The organism is Paenibacillus sp. J22P59, assembly GCF_059383895.1.
Genome location: NZ_JBXENX010000013.1, coordinates 25611 through 42222 on the forward strand (window position 1 = coordinate 25611; position 16612 = coordinate 42222).

The window sequence follows — 16612 nt, forward strand, 5'->3', positions numbered from 1 at the left end:
TTCGTCCCCCCTTTAGAACCTATCAATAAACCTGTTCTTTATAGAAAAAGCCGTAGCTTAGCTCACGATTCGGATCTTGAATCTGTTGAATCGGCTCCAGCCATTTGTCATCAAATCGGTAGTGATCAGGATCAGCATAATAAGCATCTATAACGGTACGGTACGCCTGAACGACCGTTTCATTATATGAAGTGGATTTGAGCAGACCTTCGATCTTCAAGCAGTCGACCCCTATTTCAAGCAGCTCATGCAGATTCTCCAGCATACATAGATCATCTGAGCTCATAATATGGGTCCCATTCGCATCTTCATAGATCGGGAATCGCTCATCTGGTCTTTCTGCTTCCATCAAATACAAGTCACGATCTAGGCCCCTGCTCTCTAATCTACCCGTCTGCTGTTGGTGATCCAAATAGCTGTCTACAAGCGACCGCTTTGAGTGGTAAATGTTCGTCATGCCATGAACTTGAACCTCAATCTCCATCTCTGAGAGCTGCTTCGTCTCTATAACCTGTTCCATGTTCAGCTCACGAGCAAGCACGAAGCGCGTTGCTCCCCGCCGCCCCCAATAGGCTGCTGTCGAATAATTTGTTGACGTCATCTCCGCATTCCAATGAAGCGGAATATGCGGCGCTTCCTGGCGTACAGCCATCAGCACCGCAGGGTCACCAAATATAATGCCGTTTACGCCAGCATCCGATAGACCGCGAATATAAGCTGGGAGAGTCTCAACCGTCTTATTGTCCATCAAATTGTTAACCGAGGCATAAATTCTAACACCATGCGGCGCCGCGAGCAGCACCGCCTCCGCAATCATCGGGAGATCAAATTCACCCGCTAACCTCATCCCATAACGTGCCTCGCCAATGACGAATGCATCAGCTCCGGCCTCTATCAATCGACCCAGCTCTTCAATTGAAGCAGCTGTCGTCAGCAATTCCGGCTTACTTGCCATTATGCCTTATCCTCCTTGCTGAGCCGTTTTGTTACTCTGCTCAATGTTTCTTAAATGCTCTTTGTACGTTTTGGCGAACAGATGGGTTTGTGTGCCATCTTTTTTAGTTACATAGAAGAAGTACTCTGATTCCTCCGGATAGAGCGCAGCCGTAATAGACGCCAGACTTGGGCTTGCGATTGGCCCTGGAGGCAATCCTTTATTCCGATAGGTATTATAAGGGCTCTCTACTAAAAGATCCTTCTCCATTAATCTGGCCTTCGGCTTGTCCAGCATATATTGAACGGTAGCATCGATCTGCAATGGCATCGTACCGTCTGTGATCCGATTCTGAATAATGCCCGAGACAATAGGTCTCTCCTCGTCCACGACAACCTCCCGCTCAACAAGGGATGCGATCGTAAGCAGTTGATGCAGAGTGAGGCCGCGTGCTTCCATAACATCCTGCCAATCCTCTGGCAATTGTCCCAGCTTCCTATCGAGCTCTGTCAGCATCCGCAGCAAAATATCTTCCTCTGTGCTGTCTTTCTTCATCTCATACGTCTCAGGGAATAAATAACCCTCAATTCGATGATGAAGCTTGTTATCTGCCGGAATTGAGCGCACGGCTTCCGCATCGCCCCAGTCCGTATGGGACTCAGCAAGCTCTAGAAATTTCTCTTTGTCAATTAGCTTCTCTTCAGACAGCTTATCGGCAATTTGAAGCAAGGTGAAGCCTTCCGGAATGGTGAAACGAATCATCTCTTCCGGGGCGGTCTCTCCCTTATTCAGCATCGTAATAATGGCCTCATTGCTTGTTCCTGGACGAATATCATAGATTCCTGCTTGAAAACGCGGGCCTTCGCCTTTCGCTTTCAAATAATATTTGAATAAGAAAGAGTTCTTAATAACCCCTTCCTTCTCCAGCAAGTCAGACACTTCGAAGGCTGAAGACCCCTTCGGGATTTCAATTCGCTTCGGCTCGCCCGATGCTGTCGGCCTTAGGCCATTCCATACATATAAATATAAGCTTCCGGCTACCAGAATAAAAAGACCTAAAAGAGTTAGTACGACCCACATAGCAATACGACTTGCCGGCGGCCTCGAACGCATAGAATTATCCAACTTCGTGCTCCTCCTACAATCAGATAATAAGCCTTATTCCCTTTAGAACGTCGTGAAAAAGAGCGGCTCGCACCGCTCTTTTTCTACTACTTATCTAGTTGTCTTCTTTATGCTTATGGCCGCTCGTCATTAGCGAACAGCAAGTCATCGTAAGCTTCGGAAGCCAGTTCCCACTCTTCGTCATCTTCAATCGTTTCCAGCTGAGGCTCGCCGCTGTCCGTCACAACGACTCTGAACAGCTCAACCTCATCTTCCTTGCTCATCGCAGGAGATTGAAGCGCAGCATAGACATACGCACCAAGCTGGAATTCCGCCTTGATTTCGAAAACTTCCTGAGTGCCGTCTTCTGCAACGAGCTCTATATCATTGCCGAATGCTTCTTTGAGAAGATGCTGGCGCACAGGAACGATAGAATCATCAGTTGCCATGATTAGTTGCCCTCTTCCTCTAGCTCGCCAAGAAGCGTATTGAACGTCTCTTCGACCATATTCCATTCTTCTTCATCTTCAATCGTATACAGCTTCAGGTCATCGCCCTCTTCTTCATAACGGAAAGCGTAAACCTCATCTTCCTCGTCATTCTCGCCAGCGAGCGGTACAACCATCATATATTTCTGATCGGAGTCATCAACCTCGAATTTCATAATGACCTCGAATTCTTCTTCGTTACCGTCCTCATCCGGAATATAAATGATTTCCGGCTCTTCAAACTGCATGTCATCCTTTGTCATAGCAACCCTCACCTTTTCGTTTTAGAATCTAGATAATTTTGCAAAATAAGCGTTGCCGCCATTTTGTCCACTACCAGCTTTCTTTTTTTCCGGCTAACGTCAGCCTCAATCAACGTTCGTTCGGCGGACACGGTCGTCAGCCGCTCATCCCAAAGGTGAACAGGCAAGTTAAATTTCTGCTGCAACAGCTCTGCGAATGCAATGCTTATCTCGCCGCGGGGACCGATCGTATTATTCATATTCTTCGGCAGCCCGACAACGATTTCCGTAACCTCATGTTCTTTCACGAGCTCGGCTATTCGCTCAAGCTCGCTTCCGTCACGCCGCTTCTGGACAACTCCCGTTCCCTGCGCGGTCCATCCGAAGGCGTCACTGACCGCAACACCAATGTTGCGATCACCATAATCCAAACCCATTGTTCTCATTTCTTGTCCGGCTCCTCTTATTTCTTATTGTTCAAGTAAAACCGGACAAGCTCCTCAATGAGTTCATCGCGTTCTTTTTTACGAATTAAGCTTCTGGCGTTGTTATGCCGTGGAATATAAGCGGGATCTCCAGAAAGCAAGTATCCTACAATCTGATTGATCGGATTGTACTCCTTTTCGAGGAGCGCTTCATGCACCGCAAGCAAAATGTCCTGCGAGGAAGTTTCTACGCCTTCCGCCTTAACATCAAACTTCATCGTGTTGTCCATGGAGCTCATCGCCAGTCACCTCGCTTTCCAACCGCAGTTCAATGAAATTGTCTTTACATATACATGTGTATCATATCACATTTGCTTGGTTGAGAACCAGTTCTTCCGCAAGTTTCAATGCTTCTTCCAGCTTGGACGCATCCTTGCCTCCCGCTTGAGCCATATCTGGGCGTCCGCCGCCGCTGCCGCCGCAGTGGACTGCCGCTTCTTTGATAATCTTGCCGGCATGGAAGCCTTTCTTCACAAGATCAGCAGATACTGCTGCTACAAGGTTAACCTTGTCTTCTTGTACCGCGCCAAGAATGATAACTGCGGAAGGCAGCTTCGCCTTCAATTCGTCAGCGATACCGCGCAGGGCATCCATTGAAGGAGCATTCACTTGAGCGCTCAACACCGTTACATCGCCCACAGTCTTCGCATTATCCTCCAAAGAGCCCGCTTCGATACGGCTTAGCTTGCCTTGCAGCGATTCATTATCACGGCCCAGCTCCTTCACTTGAGCAAATAAAGCCTCAATACGTTTAGGAACATCGGCATGATTCGACTTAAGCAATGCAGAAGCTTGCTTCAATAGATCAAGCTGTCCTTCCATATAGCTGTAAGCATGACGACCTGTTACCGCCTCGATCCGTCTTACGCCTGAGCCAATGCCGCTCTCGCTCAGCAGCTTGAACAATCCGATCTGAGCTGTATTGGATACATGGCAGCCTCCGCAAAGCTCAAGGCTATAAGAGCCAACCTGAACAACGCGAACGACATCGCCGTACTTCTCGCCGAATAGCGCCATTGCGCCCATTGCTTTCGCTTCAGCAAGTGACTTATTCTCAATGGCTACAGCTGTACCGAGCCAGATTTGCTCATTCACCCGGCGCTCGATTTCCGTTAGCTCTTCAGGCGTAATGCTGCCGAAGTGGGAGAAGTCAAATCGCAAACGATCCGGCTCCACTAGTGAACCCGCTTGGTTGACATGATCGCCGAGCACTTCTTTTAGCGCCTTATGAAGCAAGTGGGTAGCTGTATGGTTTTTAATAATATCTTCACGTACAGAACGCGCTACGGCTGCCTCTGCTTTGTCGCCGATACGAACCGTACCTTTAGTGACAGTGGCATGATGCACGCTTTGACCATGCGGCGCTTTCGTTACATCGTCCACTTGCAAAGTAAAGCCTTGCCCCGTTATCGTTCCACGGTCACCAATCTGGCCGCCGCTCTCCGCATAGAATGGCGTACGGTCCAGCAGGACAACGATTTTGCTTCCTTCTCCAGCAAGATCAACCATAGCGTCATCTTGAACGATTGCGGTAATTTTCGCATCTATCACCAATTCATTATAGCCAACAAATTCACTTTTAACCGTAAAGTCAGCAAGCGGTCCGCCTTGAACATTCATGCCGCCTGTATCTTGACGAGCTGCACGAGCGCGCTCACGCTGTGCTTCCATAGATTGATCAAATCCTTCACGATCTACCGTCATGCCATTCTCTGAAGCAAAGTCCTCGGTAAGGTCAAACGGGAAGCCATACGTATCATACAAACGGAAAGCATCCTCCCCGCCAATCTCCGTCTTGCCTGCTTCCGTCGCATTCTTCACCAGCTCAGACAGCATCGCAAGGCCATCAGACAACGTCTCATGGAAACGCTCTTCCTCCGTGCGAATAACACGCTCAATGAACTCGCGTTTTTCAACGACCTCTGGATAATACCCGCCCATAACCTCGCCCACTACCGGCATCAGCTCGAACAAAAATGGACGATCGATACCGATTGTTTTTCCGTAGCGAACGGCGCGGCGCAGTAGTCGGCGGATAATGTAGCCGCGACCTTCATTCGAAGGCATAACGCCGTCGCCCACTGCGAAGGCTACAGTCCGAATGTGATCGGCAATGACCTTGAGCGCTACGTCATGCTCTTCATTCGCATGGTATTTCACGCCTGCGATCTCGCAGGTACGTTCAATAATCGGGATGAATAGATCCGTGTCGAAATTGGAATCTACATCTTGCAGAATGGAGGCCATACGCTCCAAGCCTGCACCTGTATCAATATTTTTGTTAGGAAGCGGCGTATAGCTGCCATCCTTATTGTGATTGAATTGTGAGAACACCAAGTTCCATACTTCAAGGAAACGTTCATTCTCGCCGCCAGGCCAGCATTCCGGATCATTAAGATCGCCGTACTTGTCGCCGCGATCATAGAAAATTTCCGTACAAGGTCCGCATGGGCCTTCGCCGATATCCCAGAAGTTTTCCTCCAGCTTGTAAATCCGCTCCAGCGGCACACCGATTTTCTCATGCCAGAACGTTAGAGCCTCTTCATCCTCGGTATAGACCGTTACGGATAAGCGCTCAGGATCGAAGCCAATCCATTCCTTGCTCGTCAAGAACTCCCATGCCCATGTGATCACTTCTTCCTTAAAGTAATCACCGATCGAGAAATTGCCCAGCATCTCGAAAAAGGTATGGTGACGGCGTGTTTTGCCGACATTCTCGATATCATTGGTTCGAATGCACTTCTGCGAGTTTGCAATACGCGGGTTGTCTGGAATGATGCGCCCGTCAAAGTAAGCCTTGAGCGGTGCCATCCCTGCATTAATCCATAGCAGCGACGGATCGTTATGAGGAACGAGCGACGCGCTCGGTTCGATTTTATGTCCTTTACTTTCAAAAAAAGCGAGCCATTTTGCCCGTATTTCACTTGCTTTCATTGTCAACAACCTCCGTATATTCATCTTTTGGAACATAAAAAAGCCCCTGTCATAGACAGGGACGAATAAACGATCGCGGTACCACCCTGGTTATTGCCTTACTTCGCCCTCTTGCAGCTTGAAGCTGATAGAAGTCGATCGGCAATCTCCTCAAACGGACTATAACGGGTCCTTCCGGTGAAGTTCATTCACACTCCAGAATTAGCTTCGGCTATCCTTCGCCATAAGAGCTATTCCAGCCAACGCCAATGAATGGGCGAAGAAGCTCTCTCTCTGATCGACGGGCTACAGCGTACTTGATTCCATCATCGTTTTTCAACTATTTATTGCACTTGTCTAGAGTATATCTACAGCTACTCATATTTGTCAAATAATCTTTCTTCGCACGTAATAAGCGAACATATGCTGGACAATCACTTTCAATGCGGCAAAGATCGGCACCGCTAATATCATTCCCACAATTCCTGCAATCTCTCCCCCTACAAGCAAAGCGAAAATAATAGCCAACGGATGAATATGCAAGGTTCTGCCTACCACCTGCGGTGAAATAATATTGCTCTCCAATATTTGGCATAGTGTATTGATAACTGCTACAAGAATAACCATCTTCAGCGAGATCGTAGAGGCAACGAGGATAGCTGGAGCAGCTCCAAAGAATGGACCCATATAGGGAATAATATTCGTGACGGCTACAATGCCTGCCAATAGCAGCGGATATGGGATATGGATGATCATATAGCCGATATAAGCCAGCACGCCGACAATAACACAGACAACGAACTGTCCCCTAATATAGCTTCCCAGGGCTGTATCAATATCCTTGAGCAGTCGAACTGTATTTTTACGGTGCGACCTCGGCACGTAGTTAACAACCGTTCTTTCGAACAGATCAAAGTCCTTCAAAATATAGAAAGCCAAGAACGGAATAATAAAAGCGATGAACAACGCATTCACTACCGAACCAATATTATTGATGAAATGAACGAGTGATTCGGATATCCTTTTCTCCATATGTACTAGCGACTTATTAATCCCCTCGCGGAAGCTTTCCGGCAGTATAGACGTATTATTCAAGTCTGTAACCAAGCTTTGTGCTCTCATCGTCAGATCCGGCACATGATGGTTCAATTGCTCCAGCTGCTCCATAAACATCGGAATGATATTCACGACAATGACAGCAAGCGCCGCACAAAAAACGGTGTAAATAAGAAGCACGGCAATCGTCCGAGGCACTTTCCGCTGGTGAAGCATCGTCACGATCGGATTAAGCACATAAGAAATGATCATTGCTATTAGAAAAGGAGCTAGAATAGCCTTGAAAAAGACATATAGCTGCACAATAATGGGCTTAACAAGGATCAGTAAATATAAAGCAAGCAGCCCCAATATCACATATACCATTCCAACGAATAGACGATTTTTCGTGAATCGTTCCACCCTGTCACCCCTATCCTGTGGCATCTGATTCAGTATATGTACAAGCAGAGCGGTTCATCCATCCATAAAAAAATCAAAAAAAAATAACGCTCCATAATAAACTGTACCCTATAGAGTAGACATTTTAAAAAAGTCTCTATATGGGGTACAGTTTATAAGGAAGCGCCATTTCTATTCCATCATTAAGCTCAGTTAATGTGAATTTGTGGTATTTCTTCTTCAAAAAATAAATCGTCTAGTGAGCTTAGTGTGCCGTCCTCTTCTACTTGATAGACCGACATTTTCTCACCATTAACCGTCAATTCGATATAACAGCCCCAGCAATAAAACTGATGGGAACCGATTTTACCTATATCTCTGGAATTGCAATTAGGACATCTCATCTTTCATTCTCCCTATTCGTCGAATTGGAAGCTGCGACAGGCTCCAATTCCGCTTCACTGACAGCAGGAACGATAATCGCGTCTTCCCCGAGCAACACGGCTTCTGAATCATTCGGGGCTCTCAACCACTTGCGCCCTTCCATCAGATCCGATATAAAACCATCGGTTAACTCATAGCCTACTATTTGTGTGCCCTGAAATGGGTGGAAATAAACATCTGATACTCGTCCAAGTTGTACGCCTTGCACAGTTACTATTGGCAAATCCTTCAGCTTCACGATTCCCGTGTAGAAGGAACGGCCAATTTCCGCAGCTTTCACCGAGAGTACGGCAGCCTCATCAGAGATAAGAACGGCGTCCTCTCCGCATGTCAGTACATTCGACCATTGCACGGTCTTGACTGAAGAGGTATACCAATTCACACTCTCCAGTACCAAACCCATCAATTTCCAGTGTTCGTCGAACCAAGCATCCTTGACATTGCCAATCTGCTTGCCGGAATGAATCACATGAACGGGAAGCCCGATAAGTTGTTGGAGCTTGATCATGCTGTTGACGGAGGCCTCCTATGCGTTAGTACGGATACGCTCCACGATTGTTGCTATTTTATGTGCAGCGCCTTCCAGTTCTTTCATAGTATTGCCCAATCCGAAGCTAAAACGTACAGCAGAATGCAATCGTTCCTCGGGCAGCCCCATCGCCCTAAGTACATGCGACCGTTCGAGCGCACCAGAAGTACATGCCGAACCACTTGCTGCCGCAATGCCCTCCATATCGAGATTCATCAGCATCGTTTCTGTATCAATACCAATAAAGCTGATGTTGACGATATGCGGTAGATAATGCTCGTCATTCCCGTTAACAACTAAGGGAGTTCCCTTGATGTGAGCCTGCAGCTGCTCTATCCACTCTTTACGAAGCTCGTCCAAAAAAAGTTGCTTTTTATCGCGCATGTTCACACAAATGTCAACAGCCTTGGCGAAACCAACAATGCCTGCGACGTTTTCTGTGCCAGCTCTTCGCTTGCGCTCTTGCGAGCCGCCATGAGCAATCGGTTCAAAGGGCGTACCACTCGCCACATACAATGCACCGACACCTTGGGGACCATTAATCTTATGGGCAGAAAAGCTCATCAGATCAACGGGCAGCTCCTTCAATTGGTAGTGCGTCAGATCAAAGGATTGTACAGCATCAACGTGAAAAAGCACATCATGAGCATGTGCAATTGTCCCGATCTCTTTAATAGGCTGTAGAGTGCCCACTTCATTATTGCCGTGCATAATGCTAATTAAAGCCGTTTCTGGCGTTATCGCTGCTGCTACCGTCTCCGGTGAGACGCGTCCTGTGTCGTCTACTGGCAAAAGCGTGACGGTATAGCCTTGCTGGCTCAGCCATTCGCATGTATGAAGAACGGCATGATGCTCTGCCGCTGATGTTAGAATATGGGTCTTTCCTTTTTTCCTCATTGCTGTCGCTGCGCCTATAATGGCGGCATTGTCGCTTTCTGTACCGCCTGAAGTGAAGACAAGCTCTGACGGCTTGCAGCCAATCGCTGCTGCAATAGAGTCCCGGGCTTGGTTCACCTGCTGCTTCGCCGCTCGGCCGAATGCATGCATGCTCGACGGATTGCCGCCTGGGCCTTGCATGATCGCAAGCATAGCCTCCACAACTTCAGCATGCATAGGTGTCGTAGCTGCATGGTCAAAATAATACTTTTGCATCCTTCGTTCCCTCTTGCTTTCTATCCTTAAATATAGAACATATAGCTGTCTGGCTTGCCAGCATCGTGGAAGTTGACTAAATCACCCAGCGTAGTAGAGTCTAGAACGCTTGCAATGCTATCGCGAATTCTCAGCCACAGGTCACGCTTGGCTGGATCATCTTCTTCTGTAAAGTCTACAGGGGAGATCGGTCCTTCCAGAATTCGAATAATATCTCCTGCTGTAATCGTCTCGGGCTCCTTGGACAAAATATAACCGCCATAAGCACCCCGGATACTTTTCACCAGTCCTGCATTACGCAGCGGGGCTACTAATTGCTCCAGATAGTGCTCGGAGAGTTGATTGCGCTCCGCAATGCTTTTAAGCGAGATTGGTCCTTCTCCAAATTTGGCCGCAAGCTCCATCATAATCGTTAGACCGTAACGGCCTTTCGTTGAAATTTTCAATTGGGGCACCTCTCTTTCAAAAATAACCGTATATTGGGTTTCACTACTTGTCGTTAAATCATTGTATTCCCATTTCACATCTATGTTAACATAGACGATAGCCAACATGCGAGAAAAGGATCGTCTCCTCATGAAAAAGTTTTTCTTCTATGGTACAATAGATCGAAATGTTGGTAGATACAAGGTGGTGCAGCATAATGGAAAAAACGAAGCAAGAAACGCGTGTTGTCGTCGGCATGTCCGGCGGAGTCGACTCATCCGTTACCGCCCTGCTGCTCAAGCAGGAAGGCTACGATGTTATCGGCATCTTCATGAAAAACTGGGATGATACCGACGAATTCGGTCAGTGTACAGCCGAGGAGGACGCAGAGGATGTCCGCCGCGTATGTGACCAGATCGGAATTCCCTATTATACCGTGAATTTCGAGAAACAATATTTCGATAAAGTATTCACTTATTTTCTAGATGAATATAGACGCGGCCGGACGCCGAACCCTGATGTGATGTGCAATCGGGAGATTAAGTTCGGTGATTTTCTCAAAAAAGCCAATGAGCTCGGTGCGGATTATCTGGCTACCGGCCATTATGCCCAAGTAGAACGGACAGCAGATGGCGAAACAAGGCTGCTCCGCGGCGTAGACAGCAATAAAGACCAGACTTACTTCTTAAGCGCACTTGATCAACGCCAGCTGGCCAAAGCGATGTTCCCAATCGGCCATTTGCCGAAGCCAGAGGTTAGAAGAATTGCCGAGGAAGCTGGCCTCTATACGGCCAAGAAGAAAGACAGCACAGGCGTGTGCTTTATCGGCGAACGCAACTTCAAGACCTTCTTAAGCGGTTATCTCCCTGCACAACAAGGTGATATGATCGATATTCGCACGGGTGAGAAGAAAGGCAAGCATGACGGCCTAATGTATTATACCCTTGGTCAGCGCCAGGGGCTGGGCATTGGCGGTTCAGGAAATGGCGAGCCATGGTTCGTGGCAGACAAAGATCTGGAACGCAACATTCTCTACGTCATTCAAGGCGAGAATCATCCAAGCCTTTATTCTACTGGGCTTACCGCAAGCGGCTTTAACTGGATTGCACCGGATAAGCCAAACAAGGCTTTCCATTGCACAGCGAAATTCAGATACCGCCAACCGGATCAAGGCGTGACTGTTACTTTCCAAGCGGATGGCTCGGCAGAAATTATATTCGATAAGCCGCAGAAGGCTATCACGCCAGGCCAAGCCGTCGTCCTCTACGATGGCGATCTATGTCTTGGCGGCGGCACAATCGAAACGGTCCACAAAATCGACGCCGCTGTATACGCAGAATTACAGGCTTAATTATTAAATAACAAAAGACACATGGCTGCCTAATCAATCTGGCAAGCATGTGTCTTTTGTTTTATTGATATTTGCTATTCAGCTATCGTGCATGCATCTGTCATTAGCCTCATTGTTCACTTCACGCCATATCGATCCTCATTGATGAGCTTGCGAACCGTAATGCGCGATACACGCATATGTCCAATCTCCTCAATTAGAAATTCAAAACGATTGCGAAATTCAATGCGTCCATTGCCCGGTGAAGAGCTATCGATTTGCGAAAAAATCCATCCGCCTATTGTATCGTAATCATCGGTTTCAATCGAAAGGTTGAAATAGCTGTTCACTTCTTCAATCAGCAGGAGTCCGTTAATGGAATAAGTTAGCTCGTCGATTCGCTCAATATCGGCACGCTTATAATCGAACTCATCTTGAATTTCCCCGACAATTTCCTCCATAATGTCCTCCAGCGTTACCAGCCCTGATGTCCCGCCATATTCATCAATAAGAATGGCCAGCTGCGTCTTTTTCTTCTGCATAAGCTTAAGCAAATAGCTGATCTGCATGGATTCCGGCACAGTGGTAACGAGGCGTGTGATTTGTCTAATTTCAGTCAAACTGTTCGTTGTATCCCGCAACAGGTCCTTGATATGAATGAAACCGATAATGTTGTCTTTGTCATTCTCACATACCGGATAACGCGTACGCATCTGTTCTAGAGCAATTGCTACATTCTCTTCAAAGGACAAATTCGTATAGAGACAGATCATCTCCGTGCGGGGAATCATAATTTGCCTCGCATTGGTCTCGGTGAAATCAAAAATATTATCAACAAGAGTCAGCTCAGTGTTATCAATATGTCCGCTTTTATGGCTCGCTTGAATGAGACTGCGTATTTCCTGCTCGGTATGTGCTGATTCATGCTCTGCTCTAGGCTTCATGCCCATCTGCCCCAGCAGTCCGTCCCCGAGCTTATGAATCAAATAAAGCAGCGGATAGACACTCTTGCAATAGAAGAGGAAGGGCGTCTTAATGAGTCTGACCACCTTCATTTTATTATGCATCGTTATCATTCTGGATAGCAGTTCCCCCAGCACCTGCTGTATAAGCGCAATGATGAACACAGCAACTAGGAAGGAGATTACTGAAACGAACAGCGGAATGTTCCAACTAAGCAATTGATAAAGAGGCTCAATGATTGCTGTGACCGCTGACTGACCAATCCACCCTAGTCCAAGAATAGCTAGAACGGAGCCGAGCTGACAGGCGGAGCGATAGGCTCTATGATTGTAGACCCCGTCAGCCTCTTTGCTCCTCCCGTGAAGCTTCACAAGAGCAAGCTCCGCTGCAAGAAAAAAAATAGTCATACCTATAAACAAAACAAGGAAAGCCAGCATGAAAACTAAAGGTAAAGGATCGTTCAACGATTCCCTGCCCGCTGCGCGCAGTCTAATGTTGCGTGCCCAGCAGGTGCACCCCCTTCTCCCAACGATAGATATGGTAGTTCAGTCTATTCATTCGGGTAAGTCCTTTATGCGGCCATTCTTTTAACATTCTTGTCTTTTTTTGTAGAACACTGACATGCCTTTATAGCGTATGTTCATAAAGCTGCAATCAATTTTATACTTTCCTATCATCAGACCAGCCTTATATCTGTTATAATGCAATCAGATTTATTCCAAGGAGGAACAAGTAATGAAACGAATTCTATTTATTTGCTTGATTGCACTCTGGATACTGCCAGGCTCTGTTATGGCTCATTCCAAGCTTGACACATCTTCTCCATCCGCTGATGAGAAGCTAACCGCTTCACCTGAACAAATCGTCATGAACTTTAATACAGGCTTAGAGAAATTAAGCAACTTCAAGCTTATGAATGAACAAGGCAATGAAATAGCTCTTACTGAAACAACAGTCGAAGATAATCAGCTTAGCGGTTTAATTGCTGAGCCATTACCGAATGGCATTTATACAGTCAAATGGACCATCATCGGGGCCGATGGGCATTCGATTAAAGGAGACTATGCCTTTACCGTTGAGGCAGAGGAAGCTGCACCAACAGCGACGCCAACTCCAACTCCGATTCCTTCGGAAGAACCAGCAGCAACAGCGACGCCAGAAGCAAGTCCAACACCTGAGGCTCCGGTACAACCTTCATCTCCTGACAATAATGGTTTGCCCGTTTACGCTTATGCCATTATCGCAGCTGTACTTATTGTTGCCTTTATCGTTCTGGCACGGAGGCGTAAATAAATGATTTATATTAGCGAGGCTCTCCTCTATGTCTGCTTCGCCGTTCTTGCAGGAACCTTTCTTCTTCGACTTGTTCCAGAAACTAGAAGGCCGCAAATCCATGTGCCTAATGCGTTACTATTAGCATGCGCGATTGCAATTCCTGTGCTGTCTTATGCACCCATTCACAAAACTGCGCTGCTATTCGCCAAAGATTTCGACACTTCTTACATCCAAATGGTGAAAAGCATTCTATTCGATCTCAAGATGGGAAAAGCATGGCTATGGACAGCAATCAGCTCGGTTGGTTTAGTGCTCCTGCTTGCTCTGCGATCATTCCGAAACGACAAACATATGCCTAAAGTCGCATTATTCATTACTTTTCTGCTGATCGTTTGGCTCGGCTTTGCGAGCCACGCCGCTTCCCTTTACGGTATCAAGGGTATTATTGTTCATTCTGCACACTTTTTAGCTGTGACGGTATGGATCGGCGTATTATTAATTGCAGGCTGGTTCAGCAAGGAGGCGGAGAATTGGAAGCCTTTTCTCAAATGGTTCTCTCCGCTTGCTATCGGCTGTGTACTGATCACGATAATTGCTGGCTTAATACTCATGAGCTTTACAACACCGCATTATGTGAATGCCTGGATGCTGCCGTATGGACAGCTATTGTTAATTAAGCATTTGCTCTTACTCCCATTGCTGTTATTCGCTTATACCAACGGCTTCGGTTATAAAAAAATGAGTGTGAAGAAGGATGGCTTCAATCCCGCACCATGGATGAAGGCCGAAGGCGTGATTGCCCTGCTCTTATTTATCGTTACCGGCATATTGGGACAGCAGTCCCCTCCGCATAATGTACAAGAGACGTTGCAGAGCGTATCGCCTTCACCGCTATTTACTGGAATTTATAAAGGCAGCTTCAGCCCGGATATGGTCCTGCAGTACACCATAAATTTCGAGAGCATTCTGCTGCTGGCTGCGACGGGCATTATGATTGTTGGCTTCATTACTATGTATAAAAGCGATAGATTGAAGCCGGCCTTCGCTATGGCTCTCCTAGCCCCAATCTTCGGCTATCTGGCCTTGATGTTCGGATTAACCGCACAAATTTAATGCCGCAACCAATGCACAAAGAACCTCTCATTCCAGTTGAAACTGGATGGGAGGTTCTTTATTTTGAGACTTTTTGGCATCCATTCATCAAACGGTTCAACCCTATAATCTAAGAAATGTCTTTCACTTTGATCCACAATGGAGTACCAGAATTAAACACCAGCTAGTTATCACGAGCCTAGCGGAACGGTGTTCCGCTATTTAATGCAATACTAGCAAACATAGCAGATTAACGGATCACCGTTCCTTTATTTCTGAAAAACCAGAGAAAAAACTCCTAAATCCTGAATATAACGGATCACAGGTACGTTATTTACTACAATGCTAACCAACACAGCAGATTAGAGGAACGTCGTTCCTCTATTGCTGAAAAACGGATGGACAAGCACCTACTTCGCTTAGGGTGAAAGGTCAAATTTTCTGAGGAGGAATGCCCCTTCTATTCTAATGTCATCCGCAGCGTTATTTCGACTTTTTCCGAAGCTGTTGATTTTGGCTGATCTTATTCTCCATCCCTTGCTCGGTCGCCTTATAGAAGGAAGCCCGCTTGAGCGTATCGGGCAAGTATTGCTGCTGAACATAATGGCCCGGATAATCATGCGGATATTTGTAGCCTTCATGACCGAGCTGCTGAGCTCCCTTGTAATGTGTATCCCGCAGATGGAGCGGAACCTCTACATCCCCCGCTGCTTCCATCGCTGCTGTCGCCTTCCCAATTGCTATTGCAGTAGCATTCGATTTGGGACTCTCCACAGCGAATAATATCGCCTGCGAAATATTATATTTGGCTTCTGGCCAGCCAATCTTATGGTACGCATCCATCGCTGTAACCGCCTGAACCATCGCTTGCGGATTGGCTAAGCCAATATCCTCGCTGCAAGCAACAATCAAGCGGCGAAGGAAGGTCATAGGGTCCATGCCAAGCCGCTCTACCGCATGCAAAAACCAGAACAGCGCCGCGTCGCTTGACCCTCTCACGCTCTTATGAAAGGCAGACAGTACATCATACTGCGTAGATAGGTCAGCTCGTATCGTAGGCTTGCGTATCGACTCCTGAGCGACCTCCAGCGTGATTCGCACAGAGCCATCCGGCTCTGATGGCGTCGTTACGGCTGCCAGCTCCAGGGCGTTCAGCGCCCGGCGGATATCCCCGCCTGCCATTGCGGCAATGTGCAATAATGCCTCTTCATCTGCATGAAGCTCCATGAAGCCAAGCCCGCGCTCCTTGTTATGAAGCGCCCGCTTCATCGCTTCCAAAGCATGTATTTCTGTCAGCGGCTCTAGTTGAAATAATGTCGAACGAGAGAGCAGTGCCCCATTCACATGATGAAAGGGATTCTCCGTCGTCGCCCCGATGAAAATAATAATGCCTTGCTCCACGGCTGGCAGCAGCGCATCCTGACGAGAAGTATTGAACCTATGAACCTCATCCAGAAATAAAATCGTCTTTTTGCCATAAAGCAATTTATTGGTTCGTGCCTGATCAATAACCTCACGTACATCTTTGACTGATGCATCAACAGCATTCAATTTAATGAAGTTGCCCGCTGTACACTTCGATATAATATGCGCCAAGGTCGTTTTTCCGCAGCCTGGCGGCCCATATAATAGAATAGAAGACAGCTGATCGCCTTCAATTGCTCTGCGAAGCAGCTTGCCCGGACCGATGATAGCTTCTTGCCCGATATAATCCTCCAGCGTCTCCGGCCGCATACGGTCAGCAAGAAGTCTCGCCTGCGGCATCTCTTCCTCTTGATAAGAGAATAAATCCATTATG

17 protein-coding genes are annotated in these 16612 nt (G+C 47.2%); 3 read left to right on the plus strand and 14 right to left on the minus strand.

Going from position 1 to position 16612, the window contains the following annotated elements; translation table 11 throughout:
• Positions 1–22: 22 nt before the first annotated feature.
• The 12 genes from AC50YO_RS20450 to cymR form a co-directional block, all read right to left on the minus strand.
• The gene (locus tag AC50YO_RS20450) at positions 23–955 is read right to left on the minus strand and encodes a peptidase U32 family protein (protein WP_494850029.1); all 933 of its coding nucleotides are present in this window, start codon (positions 953–955) and stop codon (positions 23–25) included.
• 6 nt (positions 956–961) lie between these two features.
• Positions 962–2014, minus strand: coding sequence for an endolytic transglycosylase MltG (gene mltG, locus AC50YO_RS20455; protein ID WP_494850135.1), 1053 nt, complete (start codon positions 2012–2014; stop codon positions 962–964).
• A gap of 158 nt (positions 2015–2172) precedes the next feature.
• The gene (locus tag AC50YO_RS20460; protein WP_494850030.1) at positions 2173–2487 is read right to left on the minus strand and encodes a DUF1292 domain-containing protein; all 315 of its coding nucleotides are present in this window, start codon (positions 2485–2487) and stop codon (positions 2173–2175) included.
• A 2-nt stretch (positions 2488–2489) separates the two neighbouring features.
• Positions 2490–2789 (minus strand): DUF1292 domain-containing protein, encoded by a 300-nt coding sequence (locus AC50YO_RS20465; RefSeq protein WP_494850031.1) that lies wholly within the window; start codon positions 2787–2789, stop codon positions 2490–2492.
• An 8-nt stretch (positions 2790–2797) separates the two neighbouring features.
• Positions 2798–3214, minus strand: a complete 417-nt coding sequence (ruvX, locus tag AC50YO_RS20470) for a Holliday junction resolvase RuvX (protein ID WP_494850032.1) — start codon at positions 3212–3214, stop codon at positions 2798–2800.
• A gap of 17 nt (positions 3215–3231) precedes the next feature.
• Positions 3232–3492: an IreB family regulatory phosphoprotein gene (locus tag AC50YO_RS20475; protein WP_494850033.1), complete on the minus strand. Its 261-nt coding sequence runs from the start codon at positions 3490–3492 to the stop codon at positions 3232–3234.
• Positions 3493–3553: 61 nt separating this feature from the next.
• Positions 3554–6187, minus strand: coding sequence for an alanine--tRNA ligase (alaS, locus tag AC50YO_RS20480; protein WP_494850034.1), 2634 nt, complete (start codon positions 6185–6187; stop codon positions 3554–3556).
• Positions 6188–6553: 366 nt separating this feature from the next.
• Entirely contained in the window at positions 6554–7624 is a 1071-nt protein-coding gene (locus tag AC50YO_RS20485) for an AI-2E family transporter (protein ID WP_494850035.1), read from the minus strand.
• A gap of 188 nt (positions 7625–7812) precedes the next feature.
• Positions 7813–8007: a YrzR-like zinc ribbon domain gene (locus AC50YO_RS20490; protein ID WP_494850036.1), complete on the minus strand. Its 195-nt coding sequence runs from the start codon at positions 8005–8007 to the stop codon at positions 7813–7815.
• Entirely contained in the window at positions 8004–8555 is a 552-nt protein-coding gene (locus tag AC50YO_RS20495; RefSeq protein WP_494850037.1) for a PRC-barrel domain-containing protein, read from the minus strand. Before AC50YO_RS20495 ends, AC50YO_RS20490 begins: the two co-directional genes overlap by 4 nt.
• 18 nt (positions 8556–8573) lie before the next feature.
• A complete protein-coding gene (locus AC50YO_RS20500) occupies positions 8574–9728 on the minus strand; it encodes a cysteine desulfurase family protein (protein WP_494850038.1) in 1155 nt (384 codons plus the stop codon).
• 26 nt (positions 9729–9754) lie between these two features.
• Entirely contained in the window at positions 9755–10174 is a 420-nt protein-coding gene (gene cymR, locus AC50YO_RS20505; protein WP_494850136.1) for a cysteine metabolism transcriptional regulator CymR, read from the minus strand.
• A 197-nt stretch (positions 10175–10371) separates the two neighbouring features.
• Between cymR and mnmA the strand changes: the two genes are divergently transcribed.
• Entirely contained in the window at positions 10372–11505 is a 1134-nt protein-coding gene (gene mnmA, locus AC50YO_RS20510; RefSeq protein WP_494850039.1) for a tRNA 2-thiouridine(34) synthase MnmA, read from the plus strand.
• Positions 11506–11621: 116 nt separating this feature from the next.
• On the opposite strand, the gene AC50YO_RS20515 is transcribed toward mnmA, so the two are convergent.
• Complete coding sequence (locus tag AC50YO_RS20515; RefSeq protein WP_494850040.1) at positions 11622–12884, minus strand: hemolysin family protein; 1263 nt, start codon at positions 12882–12884, stop codon at positions 11622–11624.
• A 298-nt stretch (positions 12885–13182) separates the two neighbouring features.
• On the opposite strand from AC50YO_RS20515, the gene AC50YO_RS20520 reads away from it, so the two are divergent.
• Both AC50YO_RS20520 and AC50YO_RS20525 read left to right on the plus strand, forming a co-directional pair.
• Entirely contained in the window at positions 13183–13740 is a 558-nt protein-coding gene (locus tag AC50YO_RS20520; RefSeq protein WP_494850041.1) for a copper resistance CopC family protein, read from the plus strand.
• Entirely contained in the window at positions 13741–14835 is a 1095-nt protein-coding gene (locus AC50YO_RS20525) for a copper resistance D family protein (protein ID WP_494850042.1), read from the plus strand.
• 462 nt (positions 14836–15297) lie between these two features.
• Here AC50YO_RS20525 and AC50YO_RS20530 read toward each other — a convergent pair whose 3' ends face one another.
• Positions 15298–16608, minus strand: coding sequence for a replication-associated recombination protein A (locus AC50YO_RS20530; protein WP_494850043.1), 1311 nt, complete (start codon positions 16606–16608; stop codon positions 15298–15300).
• Between the last annotated feature and the right edge of the window lie 4 nt (positions 16609–16612).